This window comes from Pseudovibrio sp. JE062 (assembly GCF_000156235.1).
GTDB lineage: Bacteria > Pseudomonadota > Alphaproteobacteria > Rhizobiales > Stappiaceae > Pseudovibrio.
In genome coordinates this window covers 129,896-148,577 of record NZ_DS996811.1, presented here as the reverse complement: position 1 = coordinate 148,577, position 18,682 = coordinate 129,896, and the positions used below count along the sequence as shown (strand labels likewise).

Genomic DNA, 18,682 nt, shown 5'->3' with positions numbered 1-18,682 from the left:
TAATTCAACACCCAGCGTCTTTTGTAACCTTGCATGAGGCTCAAAAGCGCTGGGTTTTGCGCCATTTGCGAGCAGGAGACGCAAATGGCCTTTCAAAACAAAAGGGGCATCATATGGAACTGGTTGAAACCGTAATCCGGCAGTTTGGCGAGACAATCGGATTGTCTGACCTGAAACTGGACAGCGAAAACATCTGCTCATTGACCGTTGATGGTGAGATCGAGGTATTTTTTCAGGTTCTGGATTTCAAAACAAACGTCATCCGGTTGAACAGTAAACTGGCGAACCTGAACAGCGTACCAAAGTCGCTCTACCAGCACTTGCTGGAGGCAAACTACAACGGCATTGGAACAGGCGCGGCAGCGCTTTCCATCAACCTGCGCAGCTCCGAAGTGCTGCTGACACAGGCTATTCAGGCAGACAAGCTTTCAGCTGAAGAGTTTGCTGACACAGTGAAGCTGTTTGTGAAGTACACCAGCTTCTGGGTTCAGGAACTGGTGGAGCTGGCCAAGTTCCCGTCAGATGATCCAGTCTCCATGCCGGAGATGCCGGTCGATAACCTGAGCTCCCAGATGCAATACCTGATGCCTTAAACAGCCGGTGCGAGACTTCGGATTTGCTTAAGATCTGAAGTCTCGCAAATCGGGTGGGTTTTGGCTGCGTGTCGCTCAATAGTTCTTCCAGTGAACCACTGGAGGGAACTATGGAACTACATGGTCAGACGATTATCGTAACAGGCGCAAGCAGCGGCATCGGTGCTGCTGCCGCCGAACTCTTCGCCTCAGAAGGTGCCAATGTTGTGTTGGGTGCCAGACGCGAAGCTGAGCTTGCCAAACTGGCGAGCGGTATTACCGAGCAGGGCGGCTCGGCGACCTATCTTGCCGGAGATGTCACGGATGAGGCGTATGCTGCCGCTTTGGTTGAGCATGCTCTCAACACCTACGGCAGACTGCATGGCGCTTTCAACAATGCGGGCATCATGGGAGACATGGAGCCGGTGCCGGAGATGGATACGGACAACTGGAACGGCGTGCTGCGCACCAATCTGACCAGTGCCTTCTATGCAGCCAAGGCGCAGATTCCGGTGCTCAAAAACGCCAGTCAGAGCGCCATTGTTTTCACCTCATCCTTCGTTGGTCACACAAACAGCGGCATGCCGGGCATGGGAGCCTATGCGGCGAGCAAGGCGGGCTTGGTTGGATTGGTGAAATCATTGGCGGCTGATCATGGACCGGATGGCATCCGGGTAAATGCTCTGTTGCCGGGCGGTACGAAAACAGCCATGGCAGGTGACGACCCGGAAGGCCATGCCTTTATCTCCAACCTTCATCCCCTCAAACGCATGGCAAACCCAAAAGAGATTGCGCAGGCCGCTCTGTTCTTGCTGTCAGATCGTGCAAGTTTTGTAACGGGCAGCGCAATGACTGCAGATGGCGGGGTGTCTATCCGGCTGGTTTAAATCTTGAGACCACTAATAGGGGAGGCATTGCCTCCCTTTACTTCTTCAGGAGCTTGTGTCCCTGAAGCTGAAGCCCTGCATCTGCGATCCGCTTCTCCCATGCTTTGCGCGTGCCAATGCCAGCAGGCTTTTCAAACAAGCCAGCCTCTTCAGCAGCCTTCGTCAAAGCAGCGTACATCGGGATGTTGGGATCGTTATCCGGCAGCAGCAGTTCTTTTCGATGCAGGATTGGCGGGTTATCGCGCTTGGAATAGTCGATGGATTTGCTGGTTTGGGCGGCAAGATCGAAGGTGATTGAATGCAGCAGGGCAGGGAAGCCAGAGCTTTCAAAATCTTCGTAGTGCAGCAAGGAGACCTTGTCCTTCGCGATCTTGCAAAGGTTCCACGGTGTATCCGGGTGTTTTGTCGTAACCTGCGCCAGTCGGTCAGCGTCTTCTGGTGCGAGCAGATCGACACCAGAGCGATGCAGGTAGAGCCAGCCACCAACCCGGCGGCCAATTTTTGTCTTTTGAGCCATAGCTCTTATCTACCTGAAATCATTTAAGAGTGCAGTTCAAATATGGGTGTTCGTATCAGGAGAAGCAAAAACGCACCGCCCTGAGGAGGTAGGCGGTGCGTTTGCTGGTTAAGCCTGAAGCAGCTTAACAGCTTCGTCCGTTGTCCAGACGGCGTTCGCGATGAAGCGGAAGTTGGTCAGAGCAGCCAGATAGCCATCACCATCAGGAATAACAGCTGCCGCTGTGCCATCACTCACCACAGCAACCTCGAAGCCCTGCTCGATCAGCTCACGCATGTGGCTCTCGGTGCAAAGGTTAGCAGACATACCAGCCAGGATCACCTGATCCACGCCCTGCTTGCGCAGCTGAAGGGAAAGGTCGTTGGTGTCGTTGCCGTAAACCTTGTGCGGAGAGGTAACGATGGTTTTGCCGTCGTTGATGTAAGGCTTGTACACGTCCAGCCAGTCCGCACCGGAACCTTCAAAGCCGTCCACGTTGAGTGCGCCTTTGCGATCGAACATGCCGATGTTGTGCATCAGCTTTTCCAGCGCGCCTTCAAACTTCCAGCCGTGATCAGTTGGGTAGTAGTAGTGAGGAGAAACAGCCACGGTGATGTCCGCTGCCTTTGCAGCTTTGAACAGACGCTCGATGTTGTTTACGGTGTTGTTGCGGGTCACGCTCTCGCCTACAACGCCCCAGGTTACGCCATCAGGAGACAGGAAGTCATTCTGAGGGTCAGTCACCACAAGTGCAGCGCGGCTCAGGTCCAGCTTCATGTCACTTGGAGGCAGAACAGACTTTGCTGGTGGTGCGTATGGGTCTTTCACTTTGTCCTGTGCTTTGGCGTGGGCGACACCCGCAACTGCCGCACCACCGACAGCTGCAGCAGCGGTCAGGCCACCGCGCAGAGCATCACGGCGGCTGAGTGTTTTCTTGTGATCATGGTCATTACACATCGTCTGTTCCTTCTCATGTTTGATGATGAGAAGATGGGAGATGCCATGTGCCTTATGGTCCAAAATTGGTACCTTTTCGTCTTGATATGTATCATTCCATCGCTTGGGCCGTTATAGATGACTGCATGGATATGCATTTTATTCTTGATGAAATGGAGATACAGGCTCACCCGTTTGCTCTGTGTGAGTTGAATGGCGCCTGTGACCTCGATCTGGACAAAGATCCTTTGGCGACCTTGCATTATGTGCTGGCCGGGGAAGGGGAGCTGGTGCTTCCTGGACGTCCCGCGATCCCCGTGCGCAAAGGCTCATTGATCCTTGTGCCCGCGCTCAAAAAGCACGTGCTGCGCAGTTTTGGGCAGGTTCAGGACCCGATCCCCAGCTGCAATCCGGACAAGCTGAAAATGGCGCATCTGATCCATAGCAGTGAAAGCCAGGACAAAGGCCAGCTCATCGCCATCTGCTCCCGCATTTCGCTCAGTCTGCGGCAAATGGAAAATCTGATTGATCTGGTGCAGGAACCGATTGTTGAGTATCAGGCCGGTGAAGATGCCTGCGAAGCGCCGATCCGCCGATTGCTTCTGGAACTCGCCAACCCGGCGCCGGGCAGTCTTGCTATGGTACGTGCACTCCTGATGCAATGCATGATCGAGCTGATGCGCCGCCGTTTCAATGATCAGCATGGCGGACTGGAATGGATGGCCGCGCTGCGTGACCCACGCATGTGGCCAGTGCTTCGCCATATCCTCGACACACCGGGCGAGCCACATTCCGTGGAAAGCCTCGCGTCCCTTGCTGGAATGAGCCGCAGCGGCTTTGCTAAACGCTTTCAGGAAGCTTATGGCAGTGGCCCTATGGAGCTGCTGCGAGATGTCCGCATGCGCCGTGCCGCCACCATGCTGCTGGAGACCGACCACCCTATTGAGCGCGTCTCCCACCTCATCGGCTTTCGCAGCCGCAGTGCCTTCTCCCGCGCCTTCGAAGCCGCCATCGGCATCTCACCGCAGAAGTTCCGGATGCAGCGGAAAAATTAATTGCAGCAACTGCTTAAACGCCTATCATCGCTACGACTTTATTTGTGCATTTGGTGATTGAAGATGTTGGAAGTTGTGAGTGTCGCGAGTTTTACCGCGTGGGAAGCGTTGGCTCGTTTTTCAGAGCTTGGTGCACGTGACCTAATTATTTTCACGTTTCCAATCATGCTTATTGCGTTGCGCTTGCTTAAGCCTAAAGAATTTCTCGCTGTCAGTGTAGTGCAGATACTTGGCATTGTTGTTGTACAAGGCTCTTTGAATGAAGTTGAGGCAATTTCGAGTCTTGATGCTCCATGGGTACAGGCTGGGAAATTTCTACAATTAGGATTGCCGTTTACATTGGTATGTTTAGCTCTTGTTTGCCTGCTCAAGCCTTCGATTTCTACACTGGCAAAGAATTTCGAAGTACGAAGTGCAGTTGCTGCTTTTGCTTTGATGTTTGCAGGCTGCAGCCCTTTTTACTGGGTGTGGATTTGGTCAAATTTAGGTGTCGCAGATTATTACAAGACGCAGGTTACATATTGGACGGCTTTTTCGTCACTAACCGTCATGATGCTTGCGACTTATCTACTGATACCGGCGATTGTTGGTTTGATTACCGAGCGATGGAATAAGCCATTTTTGCGCGTGCCAGTCTTTCTGTTCGCAATGGTACCATGGGTAATGGAAGTCAGAAATTTCTACACTAGTGCGATGATGGTGTTGACTTGACCACGCTAAACAGCATTCAAATATAGACCGCTGGCGTCACCACGTTCGTCAGCCCCGCTGACCGCAACTCCGCGGCGATGCGTTCCACATCTGGCTCCTTCATCGTGGGCCATGTGAGGGCTTCGCCTTTGACGCCGTGGTGTTGGTAGGCGTTGAGGCGTAAGGGCAGGTCAGTGCTCAGGGCTTCTACGAAACTGATGAGTTCTTTGATCTCTTCAGGGTTATCGGTGCGTTCTGGAATGAGCAGATAGCGCAGTTCATGCAGCTTACCGGCCTCGAAGAGCAGCTTGGCGGAGGCCAGAACGCGTTCGTTTTGGCGCGTGGTGAGCAGGCTGTGCAGGGTGTTGTCGAAGGCTTTGATGTCCAGCATCACGCCGTCGGTAACAGGCAGAACTGTCTTCCATGCTGCTTCAGGCAGATAGCCGTTGCTGTCGATGAAGCAGGTGAGATCCTTTAGCTTCTCATCGGACTTGATAGCCGTAAACAGAGCGATGATGAACTTCAGCTGCGTAGTTGCCTCACCGCCGGAAATGGTAATGCCATTCAGGAATGGTTTGTTCTGATAAAGCAGAGCCAGAACATCATCAACTCTGTACTGTGTCACCTTAGGGTTGGCATTGATGGGGCAGACGTCCAAGCACTTATCACACTGGTCGCAAATGCTTGGATCATGTACCACCTTGCCTTGCACGATGGTCAGAGCGCCGGTTGGGCACTCTGGCACGCAGTCACCGCAGTCGTTGCATAGCTTCATGGTATGCGGATTGTGGCAAGTTGGGCAGGCGAAGTTGCAGCCTTGCAGAAACAGGACAAGCCGGTTGCCCGGCCCATCCACGCAAGAGAACTTTAAAACCTTACTGACTGTAGCGAGGGGCAAGTTCATGGCTCATCACCCGCGGTGCGCGCTCCAGTATTTTACCTTTATCAGCCGCTTCGGCGCCCAGCACAGTTGTGTTGATGCGAGACCCGCCACATTCTTTGAACTTCGCGATGTCTGACAAGCGCACCATGTAACCGGTGATACGCACCAGATCATTGTTGGAGATGTTGGCAGAAAACTCACGGAACCCCAGCTGGAATGCGCCTTTGACCAACTGCTCCAGCGCTGCCGGATTGTTCTCGATGGTCTCATCCAGTGTCAGAATTTCTGAGACGCCGGATGGATAGAACGCATGGTGTTCTGCCAGTGCCTGTACGTGTGTGACCGGATCTGGTTCGCTACCATAAGGGATGCGAACACCCGGTGTGCAACCATCATCATCGCTGAGGCCCGCTTGTGAATGCAGCATAGCCTTGCCTTGCCAACAGTTTTCCATTGGGCGTGCTTCAACAGCTTCGAAGAGCACTTTGGAAATGCGATGCCCAAGCTGGTTGGCTGTCTCATCGTGACCGTATTTACCGGAACGGCCTTCCTTGGCCTGCAGCTCGTCAACACACTGCGCCATGGCAAAGATGCCGTACATGGCAGTGAAGCGATCTTTACGGATCCAGCCTTCCTTCACGAGGAAGCTTTCAAAGAAACCGGATTTGTTGAAGAGGTGATCAATCCGCGCTTCTGTCAGGCGGAAGTTGAGATCAATGTACTTCGGCAGAACATTTTCGAAGAAGTCCGCAGTATCTTTGGAGCGACGCGCCACTTCTCGCAGGTTGATGCGGGTGAGCGTGGACGCACCACCGCACAGTGGCAACACGTTGTAGCAGCTGGCGACGCCGTAGCCGTATTCGTCAAACAGCGGTTGATGCAGTGGGTTATTGGCGATGTGCGGTTTGGAGCATTCAATAATGCTTTGGCAAGCCTGAGAGAAGATTTCGTCTGAGCTAACGTCAGGATCCCAGATGAATGTCAGGTTCGGCGCGATCTGCTTCAGCTCGGCATCAATGCGCATGATGGTGCGGGCAACACGGTTGTCCGTTGGCCCCACATTGGCATGCATGAAAGCGTCCGGCAGGACGCGGTCCAGATAGCGCCAGAACAGCTTCAGCTTCTTATAAAGGTCTTCATCGCTTACATCATCACAATATGGCAGCAGCAGATTGTCGAGGCGGCCAATAAACACCGGCATGTTGGTGACGGATGGCACGTGATGATAGGCAATCATGAGGGAGTTGATGGCCTCATCCAGCGTCGTGGCTGGGTCCAGCTCCAGGAACGTGCTGCCTTTCTCAAGAACAACGGAATAGTCGGGCATCACATAGCGCGGTTTGAAGGGCGCATGTCCCTCATACATGTCGCAGATAACGCGCTCTTCCAGTGCCTTGGCGGTTTCCTCATCAAGGTCAGGATAAGGCAGAGAGTTTTCTGCCTCCAGCGAGAGATAACGCGCCTTTTGCGTAAAGGAGAGGCCAGGGTCTTCCGTAATGCCCTTAAACCGTTTGAGAAGCTCCGACATGGGTTCGTTCCTTTTTGCTCTTTGGAACAAATCTTAAACCTGTGTGACAGGCGAGGAATTGAACTACCGCAATTTCCGATTGGAAAAGAATGATGGTGCACAGGGCTGGATCGAAATACATACCAGTTACACTTACAAGTCGGGCTCATATAAAGTGCATATGATCGAATAGAGTGGAACCGTGGTAGTCATCAGTTACCCGCAAGGGCCTCTGTGAAAATGATGACGACTTTTATTGATAGTGAGTAGGTATGCGATTTAATCGAGTGATCGAAATAGACCTGAGCAACAAATACCATTTGCTCGCGTTGAATAACACGCTCATTCCTTGGGTATTAGGTTACTTAATCAGGTTTGTGAGGAACTTACTGATTGCGCTTCCGGTTCATGTCGATACCAGCTTCACACTGGTTGTTGTCTCTCTGCTTGTTCTTATGAATCTGTTTAACTTGTATCTTGCTAGTTCTTTGGAATTTCGGGGAAAATGTATCGCGGCACTCCTTGTGTTTTTGAACGTCTCTTCTCTGCTATTGTTGGGATCGATCTCGATTTTTACTGCGATACCTAACTTGCCACTGCTGATTGGAACGGTGCAATCGTTCTTCGGCTAAAGTATGCAAAATAAAACCCGGCCTCATCAAAGCCGGGTTTTGCGTTTTCAGTTCTGACTACGCGATTTACGCTCTTTCAGAGGCTGGTTTTGGGTCCAGGTCGCTGGCGTCGTGGCGTTCTGGGACCTGTTGGTCCTCATCACCCCAGGTGCGGTTGACGCGTTTGCCGCGTTTAACGGCAGGGCGCTCAGCGATTTCTTCCGCCCAACGTTTCACGTTCTTGTACTCGTCAACGGAGAGGAACTCAGCAGCGCTGTAGAGTGAGCCGAGCACTAGTGCGCCGTACCACGGGAAGATCGCCATATCTGCGATGGAGTACTCGTCACCAGCCATGAAGCGGCGTTCCGCCAGATTGCGGTCCAGTACGTCCAGCTGACGCTTGGCTTCCATGGCGAAGCGGTTGATTGGGTACTCGAACTTTTCTGGCGCGTAAGCGTAGAAGTGGCCGAAACCACCGCCCAGATATGGAGCGGAACCCATCTGCCAGAACAGCCAGTTCATGGCTTCTGTGCGGGCTGCTGGATCTTTCGGCAGGAAGGCGCCGAACTTTTCTGCCAGGTACAGCAGGATGGAACCGGACTCGAACACGCGGGTTGGTGTTTCGGTGCTGTGGTCCACCAGTGCCGGGATTTTGGAGTTCGGGTTTGCGCCAACAAAGCCGCTGGAGAACTGATCACCTTCGCCGATGTTGATCAGCCAGGCATCGTATTCTGCTTCGCTAAAGCCTGCTGCCAGAAGCTCTTCCAGCATGATGGTGACTTTCACGCCGTTTGGCGTTGCCAGCGAGTAAAGCTGTAGCGGGTGCTTGCCAACCTCCAGATCTTTGTCATGGGTTGGGCCAGCGATTGGGCGGTTGATGTTTGCGAACTGGCCGCCGTTTTTCTGTTCCCACTTCCAAACCTTTGGTGGGGTATACTCTTGCTTATCACTCATGAAATTGTGGCTCCGTATTGATTATTAGCAAATGGGAACGGACAGCTATGCGGCTGTCTTTTTCATCTCAACAGATGGGTGAGTCCTTAACAAAATCAAGTGTGCCATCAAAAACAAGGTCTTGGCTGACACGCCTTGCTGCATAGTCCATCTTGAAAGTTCCCAACACGCCAGATTAAAAATTGCTTTTTTCAAAGCAGCTGCCGAAATATTGTTCGCCGCTGACAATACGCTCAGAGATTCCTTTTTTCATTGCTGGATTGATCAAATGACTGTGATACCGACCCTCGAAACCGAAAGATTGCGCCTTCGTCCGATGACGATTGAGGATTGGCCGCAGTATGAGCAGCTGATGCAATCAGACCGTTCGCAATTTATGGGCGGCCCAACGCCAAGGCATGTGACCTGGGGCATCTTCAGTCATGATATCGCGCATTGGGTCTTGTTTGGTCACGGTGCTTTGATGGTGGATGACAAGACAACGGGCAAAACCGTTGGTCAGGTCGGGCTCAATCATGGACCATTGTTTCCTGAGCATGAGCTGGGCTGGTTCCTTTATGATGGCTTTGAAGGGCACGGCTATGCGCTGGAAGCTGCCATGCGGATGCGCAAATGGGCTTTTGAAGAGCTGGGCCTGAAAACGCTGGTCAGCTACATCGACCCAAAAAATGAGCGTTCGCGCAAGCTTGCAGAACGTATGGGTGCCGTCATTGACCCGGATGCAGAACGTCATGATCCTGTCGATCTGGTCTATCGCCATCCTGCTTTGTAGGGCTTTGCAACAAGAGGTTTCATTTTTTCTTTGGCGCCACGTCACATCTGAAGGCGCTGTCTCGTCGAACCAGTGAACGCAACAAAACAATCACTGGAGATGACGATGAACGTTCACACCACCATCAATCACTATGAGAGCGGTGCGCAGATTATGGCAGCCCTTCAGGGCTTGGAAGAGGTTATCGCTGCAACAGGTTTTGATGAAAAGCTGCATCACCTCATTCTGCTGCGGGCATCTCAGATCAACGGTTGCGGGTTCTGGGTGAAGATGCACACTCGCGATGCGCGCAAGGCGGGCGAAACCAATCACCGTCTGGATCATCTCATCATCTGGCGTCATAGTGATGATTTTTCTGAAAAAGAGAAGCTGGCGTTTGAATGGACCGAAGCTCTGACAGAACTTAACAAAGAAGATCAGCTTCCACGTCTTCGCCAGGAGCTGAAAAAGCATTACAGTGATCAGGAAATTTCCACGATGACGGCCATGGTTGGCATGATCAACCTTTGGAACCGGATTGCAATATCGAACCATTGATCATGACATCAGATAAATCACTTTGTGCATTTGAGAAGGCCAGACCCATGCTGATGGGGCTGGCTTACCGCTTATTAGGTTCCACGGCAGAAGCCGAAGACGTGGTGCAGGAGACCTATCTCAGTTGGTTGTCCGCCAGTCATGATGACATTTCTAATGCGGAGGCATGGCTTACCACAGTTTGCACACGCAAGGCCCTCGATCAACTCAAAACAGCGCGTAAAAAACGCGAAAATTACGTTGGTATGTGGCTGCCGGAGCCTTTGCACACCACAACACAGGACACGCCCGAGGATCGGGTGGAGCTCTCAGAGAGCCTCACCATGGCGTTCCTGCTGGTGATGGAACGGCTCGCCCCAAAAGAGCGCGCTGCCTTTCTGCTGCGTGAGGTGTTCTCCTCCAGTTATGAGGAAGTTGCTGAGATCCTGGAAGTGACCCCTGCCAGTTGCCGTAAGCTGGTTTCGCGGGCCAAAGCCAACATCCAGCAAAAATCTCAGCGGTTTGTTGCACCTGCCGAAAAACAGCGCGAGATGGTTCATGCATTCCAATCCGCGCTGGAAACAGGCGAGACCTCTCAGCTGTCTCAATTGCTGGCTGCTGATGTAGCTCTCCTGTCTGATGGTGGTGGCAAGGTCAATGCTATTCCAAAACCACTTGTGGGGCTGGAGCAGGTGCTTGGCTTTATCGACAAGGCCATCTCGCCAGCGGCAAGCAGCGGAAGAGCCTGGGTGGAAGAACTCAATGCGTGTCTGTCTCTGGTGACAGTCGATGGCGGCGGCATCGTCACAACCTTCACCTTTGGCTATGATGAGGAGATGAAGGTCAACGCCATCTACGCGCAGCGCAATCCAGATAAACTTTCTGCGGTTCAGTGAGGCAAGGGCAGGTCACCTAAAGCCCGCCTTGCATTCATTGCGAGAACCTTCCAAACTGCCCGCTGATGTTTGGGAGGGGAACTCATGTCAGTTGAGATGATATTTGCGCTTGTGATTGCAACAGCTGCTCTGGTGGCCATTCCAGGTCCCAATGTTGCGCTCATTGCTGCCAATACCATCAGCCATGGGTTCCGCTTTGGCGCTGTGACTGTTCTTGGAACAACCCTCGGCGTTGCCATTCAGCTTAGCATTGTCGTGCTTGGATTTACGGCTCTATTGACGTTTGTGGCAGATGCCTCCTTGTGGGTGAAATGGGCTGGTGCGGCTTACCTGATCTATCTTGGCATCAAATCATGGCGAGAACGGTCGGATATGCTGGAGAACGCGCAAGCCAGCGCAACACCTTTGCGCAGTCTCTTCTGGCAGGGCATGTTGCTTGCTATGATCAACCCGAAGACACTTGTCTTCAGCGCAGCCTTTCTGCCTCAGTTCGTCAGCAACCAGAGCGCAACCTACGCATTGGCTCAGCCTGCACTGATCTATCTGCTTGTTATCTTTGGCGGAGACCTGTGTTGGGCCGCTCTCGCCCGCTCTGCAACACCGCTCTTCAAAAGCATTGGCCACCTGCGCCACAAGCTCACCGGCACACTCTTCATCGGTTCCGGCATCGGCCTCGCGTTGGCACGGTTTGAGCGGTGAGGCTCCACTTCCGCTTATTGCAGAAGTAGAGCTAGCTTGCGTACGATTTACTGGTTAAGCCATTTTGGTTTATCGCGACATTCATCATCTGTAAGATGGACACCTACGATGTGGTCATCATTGAAAGTAGCGGGATTGTTACGTGCAATATCGGCAATTTGGTTTGCGAATGCCCGTGCTGGATTTGCAACTGCTGGATTATCATTTACGCTGACATGACCCTGAGGGATTGCCGGTGGGTTTTGATCAAAAGTCGCGTCAAATCCTGGGAATTGATTAATCGCGGATTGATTGCCAACAACTGGGATTGGATTGGTAGTATCCAACATCAGTGCACAGTTGAAATTCTGTGGTGCTGCCATGATCTGTGCCATGTCTTTGTTGAAAGAGAGGCCTCCTCCTCCGAAATTAAAGCGATTTTCTCTGAGGTCCAAGACACCGTGTCCACCCTCTAGTAATCCACGATAGATTGCTTCACTCGTAGCGGGCTGTGTGAAGAATGCACTAGCTGCTATAAAAGCGCATAGACTAAATGTGAGATGTTTTTTGCTTTTCATTATGTCCTCATTTTTGGTTGTTTGCAGAAAGGAGGACGATTTACGAACCAGAGTGTGAGTTTTTAAGAACCTAAGCCTTCCCGCCAACGGGGATAATCTCACGCGATAACGGGTGATAGGGCTCTCCAGTCCATTCCCCCAGCCAGTCTGTGACTTGCAAACCCGTGTCAGCCATCAACTGCGCCAGTTTCTTTTGTGAGGTGTATTTGAGTTGGGAGGGGGCGCTGAAAATCTCTCCTGTCTCCAGTGACTTGTAAGCATTGATAAAGCTGAGGATCTGTTCTGCCTCATCATACTCCGAGATGTTCCAGCTCTCGATAGGCCCTAGTTTCGAATGCATGGACTGAGATAGCGTTTCTTGTTTGCTGCGGGTCTTCCTGCCCGGAAAGTCTGGATTGCGGGTGTCGAAGACAAACTGACCTGTTGGGCTCAGGTGCTTTGCAATGCAGGATAGCGCTGCGCGCTGGTCTTCTTTAGTCAGGAAAAATTGGAAGGAATGTCCCGTCAGGCAGATAAGATCAAAGGTCTCTCCCAGATCAAACGAGCGGGCGTCACCTTCTACCCATGTCACCTGCTCTCCACCGGGACGAGTGCGGGCGATATCCAGCATTGCTCCGGCTGGATCGAGCCCAACAACGCGGCGCCCCTTCACCAGCTGTACGGTGAGCTCTCCAGTGCCACAGCCCAGATCAAGGACAGACCTGGCGTTGCGAGCAAGTGATTTACAGAACATATGGTCCTGTCGGTCGCGGGGTGTCAGTTCATAAAACTGCGCGACAGCAGGGTCCGTGAAGATATTGCGTGTATTCATTTTTAAAAAAAGCTTTCTCAGAGAATGCCAGCAGCATAGGCGCAGATCCGCACCAAGACAAATGGGGGTAGAGCAGACCCTATCTCGACGGAGTGCCAACTGTTCAGGGCTGTAGGATCGCATTACTCTTATCTGGATGAATCAGTTCCAGCGTGCGACTTTGGCCCACCGCTTGGCTCGCGACAGCAGAGAAAGGCACTTACATGGCGAACCCGCTTTATGATCGTTTGTTCGGCATCCATGCATCCAAAACCAAGCCTTTCCTGTATTTGCCTGATGGAACAACCATCTCATACGCACATTTTCTTGAAATGACAGCGCAGCTTGCCCATGCGCTCGTGAAGCATGGTTTGCAGCCGGGTGATCGCGTGGCCATGCAAACGGAAAAGACACCGCAAGCGCTGGCGCTTTATGCCGCTTGCGTTCAGGCTGGCCTGATCTTTCTGCCGTTGAATATCGCCTACACCGTTGAAGAACTTTCCTACTTCCTCGATAACAGCGGTGCATCGGTGGTTGTCTGTGATGGGGCTAAAGCGGAGAAACTACAGGTACTTGCTGATGAGCTAGGTGTGGTCCTACGCACGCTCAACGCAGATGGCACCGGCACGTTGATGGATGAAGCCAATAGCCAACCGACAGCATTTGACACAGTAGACCGAGACCTTCAGGATCTCGCCGCCTTCCTCTACACCTCAGGCACCACGGGTCGTTCTAAAGGGGCCATGCTGACGCAAGATAACTTGCTTTCCAACGCAGATACTCTTGTTGAGTACTGGCGCTTTTCTGAGGAAGATGTACTGCTGCATGCGCTACCGATTTTCCATACACACGGCCTGTTTGTCGCGACCAATGTGATCCTTGCCGTTGGTGGCTCCATGATTTTCCTGCCCAAGTTCAATCTGGATACGATCATCGAAAAGCTGCCGGATGCGACCTCTATGATGGGTGTGCCAACGTTCTACACCCGGTTGCTTGGAGATGAACGCTTCACCAAAGATCTGACAGGCCACATGCGACTTTTCACCTCCGGCAGTGCGCCTTTGTTGGCGGAAACCCATCGCCAGTTTGAAGACCGCACCAATCATCGCATTCTCGAACGTTATGGCATGACCGAGACCAACATGAGCACCTCCAACCCCTATGATGGGGAACGGCGGGCAGGCACAGTGGGGTTCCCTCTGCCGGGTGTGGAGTTGAAGATCACTGATCCCGAAAGCGGCACTGAGTTGGAGCAGGGCGCTATCGGGGTCATCGAAGTGCGCGGAAGAAACGTCTTCAAAGGCTACTGGCAGATGCCGGAGAAAACCGCCGCAGAACTGCGGAAGGATGGCTTCTTCATCACTGGTGACATGGGCAAGGTGGATGAGCATGGCTACGTCCATATTGTTGGCCGCAACAAAGACCTCATCATCTCAGGCGGTTACAACATCTACCCGAAAGAAATCGAACTCCTGCTAGATGAGCAACCCGGCGTTCTGGAAAGCGCAGTGATTGGCGTGCCTCACGCAGACTTCGGCGAAGCCCCATTGGGCATTCTCGTCGCCGAAAAAGGCCAGATACCTGATCTGGACGCGATCATGACAACCGTCAAAGACCACCTCGCCCGCTTCAAACACCCCCAAAAGCTGCTAGTGGTAAACGAACTCCCCCGCAACACCATGGGCAAAGTCCAAAAGAACGTTCTGAGGGAGCGGTTTAGCGAGCCGGTGTAGGTGGATTGAGTGGCGTACTTTATCGCCGCTCAACACTGTTCAACTGCGGTTCAAAGAGCCTCAAGAAAATTCACCAGATCCTCAATCTCGGTCCTGTTCAGTTTCAATGGCTGCAACAGCTTGGAATGTTTGGGAAACAGTGGATCAGATGCTTCTTTCTTGGTGCGTGGACGTTCGCGACCACCACCGAAGTTATAGAGCAACACCACTTTGCGCAGTGAGGAGATGACGCCGTTGTGCATGTAAGGTGCGCTGTTACGGATATGGCGCAGGCTCGGTGTTGCAAAGGCACCAACATCCTTCGGATCATTGGTGACCTGATAACGCCCCAAATCTTCCAGGGGCTTTCCGAAATAGGTCAGGCCGAGATTATGGAACTTGCCGTCTGTAAGAGCTGGCCCGTTGTGGCAGTTCATGCAGCGGGCTTTGGTGCGAAACAGATGCAGGCCGCGGATCTGGCTGTCGCTCAAAACACTGTGGCGACCTTCCATAAACAGATCCAGCCGTGTTTTCCGCTCTAACCCGCGTTCAAAAGAGGCTAGTGCTGTTGCCAGAAGATCCGCTGAGATTTGGTTGGCTGCAAAGGCATCAAAGAACATCTCGGGATAGACATCATGGGTGTTCAGCCGCTCAAGAACTTTATCAAGCTCTGCTGCCATCTCAATCGGGTTTTCAATTGGCCCGAGTGCCTGCTCCTCCAGCGTTGCAGCGCGGCCATCCCAAAAGAGGGAAGGGCGGTGAACGGCAGTAATCACCGCCGGTGCATTTCGGTTGCCCCTTTGGCGATCATGACCAAACGAGGTTTTGACGCCATCCGCCCATCCAAGTTCCCTGTTGTGGCAACTCTGACAGGAAATCTGCCCGCTCTTGGAAAGGATTGGATCATCAAACAGCTTTGCACCAAGCGCAGCAATCAGATGCTCTTTCGAGCCTTTTTCAGGCCTCCTGGGCAGTCGAAGCGGAGCCATCTCGCTCCACTCAACACCTTCATCGACAGTTGGTGCAGGCCATTCCGACACCGGCTTTTGATAGATGGCACGAAGCGGCTCACCTGCAGAAGTTTGCGCGAAAACAGCACCCGCTGCAGGCAACAAGAGCACCGCTGCAGAAACCGCAGCAGCCACCCTGGAAACAGTGATCTTCTTAAGCATGTTACTTTGCTTTTATTGTCATGAAAAAGAAAAGGGCCAGCTCCCCGGCCCCAGCCCTTAGAAGCTCGTCTTCAACCCCAACCAGAACTGACGGCCCTTTTTGAAGGGGTTAGATTCAGTGGCTGTCGCATGACCGACTTCGTTAAATACGTTGTCTATTTTAGCCGTTATAACGGTTTCACCATACTTGGTCTTTGCGAGCTGGAAAGAAGCGCCAGCATTTACATAGGTTGTAAAGTCATAGTGGTGATCTTCGTAAATCTTGTGCTTTTGGGGGCCTGAGCCATCTACAGCGTCGAATGTCTCAGAGCTTCCTGCATATTTCACGCCGTCATATGGAAGAGTGAAATTAGCAGACGCCCAAAGATTAAAACGCTCCTCAAGCATACCTGCTTGCAGTCTCAATCCACCTCGAATTGGAATGTCAAGATTACCCCGCACACCATCAAATCCTGCTTCTGTATAGGATTTGCCGTTGTAGTATATATATTTATCTTCAACAGCTTCACTAAAGTAATTTACGTTTGTGGTATGTCTTTTTGCCCAAGAAGCGCTCACCTTAAAGCCAACACTATTGAGTAGGCCAAGGTCCAACTCACTCCACGATTTTGCATATTCTACAGAAATACTTTCATATTTGCTGGAGCCGTCGTTGGAAAGTATCTTATTTAGACTTGTCGAGTCAGCGCGCAAGGAAAAACGATCACGTCCTTTACGCTGCAGATATTTGGTTCTGAACGTCCCGTTTAGGAATGGATCAGTGATACTTGCTCCCACAGTGTATTCGTCATTGTATGGTGTTTTTAGGTCATAAGCCGAATAATCATACTTGATTTGTCTACCTGAAGTCCAACCTCCGTCGGCTCCGACTTCGTTAGAAATCTGCCCATCTTCAATTTTTCTGGTCTGAATAAGGTTTCCAGGCTGTCCGGATTTCAAGGCGTAGGCGAGCATCGTGTCATCGTAGTATCGATTGAAACCGGCTGTGAATGTCAATCGGTCATTTACAGTCCAGGATCCCGCAAGACGTGGAGCAAGGTTTGTATTTTGTAGGTAACTTTCGTGATCAATGCGAACACCTGGGATTATCTGAACATCTCCCCAGTTGAATTCTGCTTCTGCCCAAAGGTTTAGTTCTGTTAAAGCTACATTAGTTTCGTAAGCAAAGTATGTGGTATGATTATTGGCATAAACCCCATCTACGTAACACAAAGGGTCATCATCACTGACACATGTATGTATACCATCTTTTACTGCAGAATAATGATTTAGATCTCTTGCTTGCTCTCTGCGTGCGAAGATGCGTTGGTAGCCTCCGCCAAAGCTGAGTCTGTGCTGCTTCCAATCAGCTTCTAGCGAGAACTTACCACCAGCTACAATCTCACTTTGTGTCTTCTCTCCAAATCCGCCTTCATTGCAAGGGCTGCTTGTCGCACTCTTTACGTCTATACATTTATCCGAAAGTTCTTCCTGAAAATCGCCAGATCTAATTCTTGAGTAAACCGACCAGAACACATCTCCATCATGTATAGAGCCTTTTTTTGATGTATTTAGGAATACATCAGTATCTAATGAAATATTGGAGAAGGCGCCAACATCATCTAATTCACGTTGAAGTTGAAGTTTGGTTGATGTCCCGTCCCCAATTATCTCCTGAGGATTGTCCATCAGGATCTTATCGGACTCGAAGTTCTGGTTATAAAAGGTCGTTGTGTTCGAGAGACTTAAAACGCCCCAATCTCGCTCAATCTTTAGCTTGTTAAGTAAAGTTGCCGCATGAGTTGCCGTCTCTACTTCTTTCTGGTCCACAAACTGCGGTGCTCGTTTGCGAGATGTATGCGAATAGTTATTTGAGATACTGGAAAGAAATGCAATCCCTTCAGAAATGGGCCCGCTTAGTCCGATCGACCCATTGAGCCGTAAAAATTTATAGGGGTCACGACCCAGAGGATTGTCACCATTTTTTGTCGCGATGTTGAATTTTGCAAGAGAGTCTCCGGAGCCCTCGATTGACGCAAAACCTGACCAGCGATCCATAGTTGGCTCGATGGTTTTGACTTCTACGACACCGCCTTGGAACCCGCCATGTCTCGCGGAAACATTGCTGTCTTGAACAGTTAAGCTGTCTACAATTGTGTCAGGAACGTAAACTGTTTGAGAGTGCAGCCCATCAAAGGTTTTATGCTGAATGTTGCTTCTATCTTGAAGTGGCTTATACTCGCTGTCATAACCAGCACCGCGACTGGTAATTCCAATGCCATCTAAGATGAAAAGATTTTCATTAACGTCAGCACCCGAAATGGAATACTGACCAGGACGTAAATCTTGCTCATTTGTCGCATTATCGCCTGCGTCAGTGCTCGTATGATTTTGCCACTGAACATTCGGAAGTGTCTTGAGCTGGGAGTTGATATCGCCGCCTGCATCTCCTCCGGTTTCAATAAGGCTGCGACTGATTGTTGTTTTGCCGATGGCGCGAGGGTCTCCGTCACCGAATAAGCTCTCTGTATTGGAAGGATTGGTGTTGGCATAAACGACAACCTCATCCAGTAACTCGCTGTCAGCTGAGGCATCTGCTTTGCTTCCGAAAGGGAGCAGTGCGACGGAGGTGGATGAGCGCTTGCGAAGCTGTAAGCCGGTTCCACTAATGAGCTTTCTCAGAGCAGCTTCTGGTGACATGTTTCCAGAGACGCCAGAAGAACGTTTGCCAGCAACCGCATCACTGGAGTAACTGATCTGCCAGCCGGTCGTTGCGATGAACTCTCTGATCGCTGAGGAAAGCGGCTGTGCGCTGATCGAAAATGAAACAGACTGTTCTTGAGCGATTACCGCAACATGTTGGTTGAAAACGACTGAACCCGTCGTAAGCGCAGAGCAACCCAAAAGAGCTGTAACCAGAAGATGTGAAACAGAGTTTCCGTTTAATCTCTGGGTATTTTTCTTTCCCAGAATATCAGCGAGCAAGTGCATATTGTCC

At 51.5% G+C, this 18,682-nt stretch carries 18 protein-coding genes; 9 read left to right on the top strand and 9 right to left on the bottom strand.

The features are described 5' to 3' along the window. The first annotated feature begins 113 nt into the window (after positions 1 to 113). Both PJE062_RS17560 and PJE062_RS17555 read left to right on the top strand, forming a co-directional pair. Positions 114 to 593 carry a type III secretion system chaperone gene (locus PJE062_RS17560; protein ID WP_008550984.1) on the top strand — a complete coding sequence of 160 codons (480 nt, stop codon included), beginning with the start codon at positions 114 to 116 and terminating at the stop codon, positions 591 to 593. Between the two features lie 110 nt (positions 594 to 703). Continuing rightward, positions 704 to 1,459, top strand: a complete 756-nt coding sequence (locus PJE062_RS17555) for an SDR family oxidoreductase (protein ID WP_008551060.1) — start codon at positions 704 to 706, stop codon at positions 1,457 to 1,459. 37 nt (positions 1,460 to 1,496) lie between these two features. Here the strand turns inward: PJE062_RS17555 and PJE062_RS17550 are convergent, their stop codons facing one another. Continuing rightward, entirely contained in the window at positions 1,497 to 1,976 is a 480-nt protein-coding gene (locus PJE062_RS17550; RefSeq protein ID WP_008550979.1) for a hypothetical protein, read from the bottom strand. 108 nt (positions 1,977 to 2,084) lie between these two features. Beyond that, positions 2,085 to 2,975 (bottom strand): cysteine hydrolase, encoded by an 891-nt coding sequence (locus tag PJE062_RS17545; RefSeq protein ID WP_247643133.1) that lies wholly within the window; start codon positions 2,973 to 2,975, stop codon positions 2,085 to 2,087. Positions 2,976 to 3,037: 62 nt separating this feature from the next. On the opposite strand from PJE062_RS17545, the gene PJE062_RS17540 reads away from it, so the two are divergent. After that, on the top strand, positions 3,038 to 3,946 hold the full coding sequence (locus PJE062_RS17540; protein WP_008551218.1) for an AraC family transcriptional regulator: 909 nt from the start codon (positions 3,038 to 3,040) through the stop codon (positions 3,944 to 3,946). A gap of 63 nt (positions 3,947 to 4,009) precedes the next feature. After that, positions 4,010 to 4,657 carry a hypothetical protein gene (locus PJE062_RS17535; protein ID WP_008550800.1) on the top strand — a complete coding sequence of 216 codons (648 nt, stop codon included), beginning with the start codon at positions 4,010 to 4,012 and terminating at the stop codon, positions 4,655 to 4,657. 16 nt (positions 4,658 to 4,673) lie between these two features. Here PJE062_RS17535 and PJE062_RS17530 read toward each other — a convergent pair whose 3' ends face one another. The 3 genes from PJE062_RS17530 to yghU form a co-directional block, all read right to left on the bottom strand. Beyond that, positions 4,674 to 5,540: a YjjW family glycine radical enzyme activase gene (locus tag PJE062_RS17530; protein ID WP_050773944.1), complete on the bottom strand. Its 867-nt coding sequence runs from the start codon at positions 5,538 to 5,540 to the stop codon at positions 4,674 to 4,676. Then, entirely contained in the window at positions 5,512 to 7,047 is a 1,536-nt protein-coding gene (locus PJE062_RS17525) for a YjjI family glycine radical enzyme (protein WP_008551187.1), read from the bottom strand. The genes PJE062_RS17530 and PJE062_RS17525 overlap by 29 nt, the downstream gene beginning before the upstream one ends. Positions 7,048 to 7,724: 677 nt before the next feature. Continuing rightward, the gene (gene yghU / locus PJE062_RS17515; protein ID WP_008550823.1) at positions 7,725 to 8,591 is read right to left on the bottom strand and encodes a glutathione-dependent disulfide-bond oxidoreductase; all 867 of its coding nucleotides are present in this window, start codon (positions 8,589 to 8,591) and stop codon (positions 7,725 to 7,727) included. A 268-nt stretch (positions 8,592 to 8,859) separates the two neighbouring features. On the opposite strand from yghU, the gene PJE062_RS17510 reads away from it, so the two are divergent. The 4 genes from PJE062_RS17510 (at position 8,860) to PJE062_RS17495 (ending at position 11,474) form a co-directional block, all read left to right on the top strand. Beyond that, positions 8,860 to 9,363, top strand: a complete 504-nt coding sequence (locus tag PJE062_RS17510) for a GNAT family N-acetyltransferase (RefSeq protein ID WP_083793281.1) — start codon at positions 8,860 to 8,862, stop codon at positions 9,361 to 9,363. Positions 9,364 to 9,468: 105 nt separating this feature from the next. Beyond that, positions 9,469 to 9,900 carry a carboxymuconolactone decarboxylase family protein gene (locus tag PJE062_RS17505; protein ID WP_008550970.1) on the top strand — a complete coding sequence of 144 codons (432 nt, stop codon included), beginning with the start codon at positions 9,469 to 9,471 and terminating at the stop codon, positions 9,898 to 9,900. A 2-nt stretch (positions 9,901 to 9,902) separates the two neighbouring features. Further along, entirely contained in the window at positions 9,903 to 10,775 is an 873-nt protein-coding gene (gene sigJ, locus PJE062_RS17500) for an RNA polymerase sigma factor SigJ (protein ID WP_037037527.1), read from the top strand. 84 nt (positions 10,776 to 10,859) lie between these two features. Continuing rightward, positions 10,860 to 11,474: a LysE family translocator gene (locus PJE062_RS17495; protein ID WP_008551255.1), complete on the top strand. Its 615-nt coding sequence runs from the start codon at positions 10,860 to 10,862 to the stop codon at positions 11,472 to 11,474. Positions 11,475 to 11,521: 47 nt separating this feature from the next. Here the strand turns inward: PJE062_RS17495 and PJE062_RS26760 are convergent, their stop codons facing one another. After that, positions 11,522 to 12,031, bottom strand: coding sequence for a hypothetical protein (locus tag PJE062_RS26760; protein ID WP_208982377.1), 510 nt, complete (start codon positions 12,029 to 12,031; stop codon positions 11,522 to 11,524). A gap of 70 nt (positions 12,032 to 12,101) precedes the next feature. Continuing rightward, entirely contained in the window at positions 12,102 to 12,842 is a 741-nt protein-coding gene (locus PJE062_RS17485) for a trans-aconitate 2-methyltransferase (protein WP_008551168.1), read from the bottom strand. Between the two features lie 203 nt (positions 12,843 to 13,045). Between PJE062_RS17485 and PJE062_RS17480 the strand changes: the two genes are divergently transcribed. Beyond that, positions 13,046 to 14,554, top strand: coding sequence for a malonyl-CoA synthase (locus PJE062_RS17480; protein WP_008551245.1), 1,509 nt, complete (start codon positions 13,046 to 13,048; stop codon positions 14,552 to 14,554). A 50-nt stretch (positions 14,555 to 14,604) separates the two neighbouring features. On the opposite strand, the gene PJE062_RS17475 is transcribed toward PJE062_RS17480, so the two are convergent. Further along, positions 14,605 to 15,705: a cytochrome-c peroxidase gene (locus PJE062_RS17475; RefSeq protein ID WP_008550867.1), complete on the bottom strand. Its 1,101-nt coding sequence runs from the start codon at positions 15,703 to 15,705 to the stop codon at positions 14,605 to 14,607. A gap of 57 nt (positions 15,706 to 15,762) precedes the next feature. Further along, positions 15,763 to 18,675, bottom strand: a complete 2,913-nt coding sequence (locus PJE062_RS17470) for a TonB-dependent receptor (protein WP_008551122.1) — start codon at positions 18,673 to 18,675, stop codon at positions 15,763 to 15,765. Positions 18,676 to 18,682 lie beyond the last annotated feature (7 nt).

What these genes read in the sequence shown, in the direction of transcription:
- PJE062_RS17530 (WP_050773944.1), bottom strand. Translation starts at nt 5,540, where the DNA reads ATGAACTTGCCCCTCGCTACAGTCAGTAAGGTTTTAAAGTTCTCTTGC.
- PJE062_RS26760 (WP_208982377.1), bottom strand. Translation starts at nt 12,031, where the DNA reads ATGAAAAGCAAAAAACATCTCACATTTAGTCTATGCGCTTTTATAGCA.
- PJE062_RS17470 (WP_008551122.1), bottom strand. Translation starts at nt 18,675, where the DNA reads ATGCACTTGCTCGCTGATATTCTGGGAAAGAAAAATACCCAGAGATTA.
- PJE062_RS17505 (WP_008550970.1), top strand. Translation starts at nt 9,469, where the DNA reads ATGAACGTTCACACCACCATCAATCACTATGAGAGCGGTGCGCAGATT.
- PJE062_RS17535 (WP_008550800.1), top strand. Translation starts at nt 4,010, where the DNA reads ATGTTGGAAGTTGTGAGTGTCGCGAGTTTTACCGCGTGGGAAGCGTTG.
- yghU (WP_008550823.1), bottom strand. Translation starts at nt 8,591, where the DNA reads ATGAGTGATAAGCAAGAGTATACCCCACCAAAGGTTTGGAAGTGGGAA.
- PJE062_RS17540 (WP_008551218.1), top strand. Translation starts at nt 3,038, where the DNA reads ATGGATATGCATTTTATTCTTGATGAAATGGAGATACAGGCTCACCCG.
- PJE062_RS17525 (WP_008551187.1), bottom strand. Translation starts at nt 7,047, where the DNA reads ATGTCGGAGCTTCTCAAACGGTTTAAGGGCATTACGGAAGACCCTGGC.
- PJE062_RS17510 (WP_083793281.1), top strand. Translation starts at nt 8,860, where the DNA reads ATGACTGTGATACCGACCCTCGAAACCGAAAGATTGCGCCTTCGTCCG.
- sigJ (WP_037037527.1), top strand. Translation starts at nt 9,903, where the DNA reads ATGACATCAGATAAATCACTTTGTGCATTTGAGAAGGCCAGACCCATG.
- PJE062_RS17555 (WP_008551060.1), top strand. Translation starts at nt 704, where the DNA reads ATGGAACTACATGGTCAGACGATTATCGTAACAGGCGCAAGCAGCGGC.
- PJE062_RS17475 (WP_008550867.1), bottom strand. Translation starts at nt 15,705, where the DNA reads ATGCTTAAGAAGATCACTGTTTCCAGGGTGGCTGCTGCGGTTTCTGCA.
- PJE062_RS17550 (WP_008550979.1), bottom strand. Translation starts at nt 1,976, where the DNA reads ATGGCTCAAAAGACAAAAATTGGCCGCCGGGTTGGTGGCTGGCTCTAC.
- PJE062_RS17480 (WP_008551245.1), top strand. Translation starts at nt 13,046, where the DNA reads ATGGCGAACCCGCTTTATGATCGTTTGTTCGGCATCCATGCATCCAAA.
- PJE062_RS17560 (WP_008550984.1), top strand. Translation starts at nt 114, where the DNA reads ATGGAACTGGTTGAAACCGTAATCCGGCAGTTTGGCGAGACAATCGGA.
- PJE062_RS17485 (WP_008551168.1), bottom strand. Translation starts at nt 12,842, where the DNA reads ATGAATACACGCAATATCTTCACGGACCCTGCTGTCGCGCAGTTTTAT.
- PJE062_RS17495 (WP_008551255.1), top strand. Translation starts at nt 10,860, where the DNA reads ATGTCAGTTGAGATGATATTTGCGCTTGTGATTGCAACAGCTGCTCTG.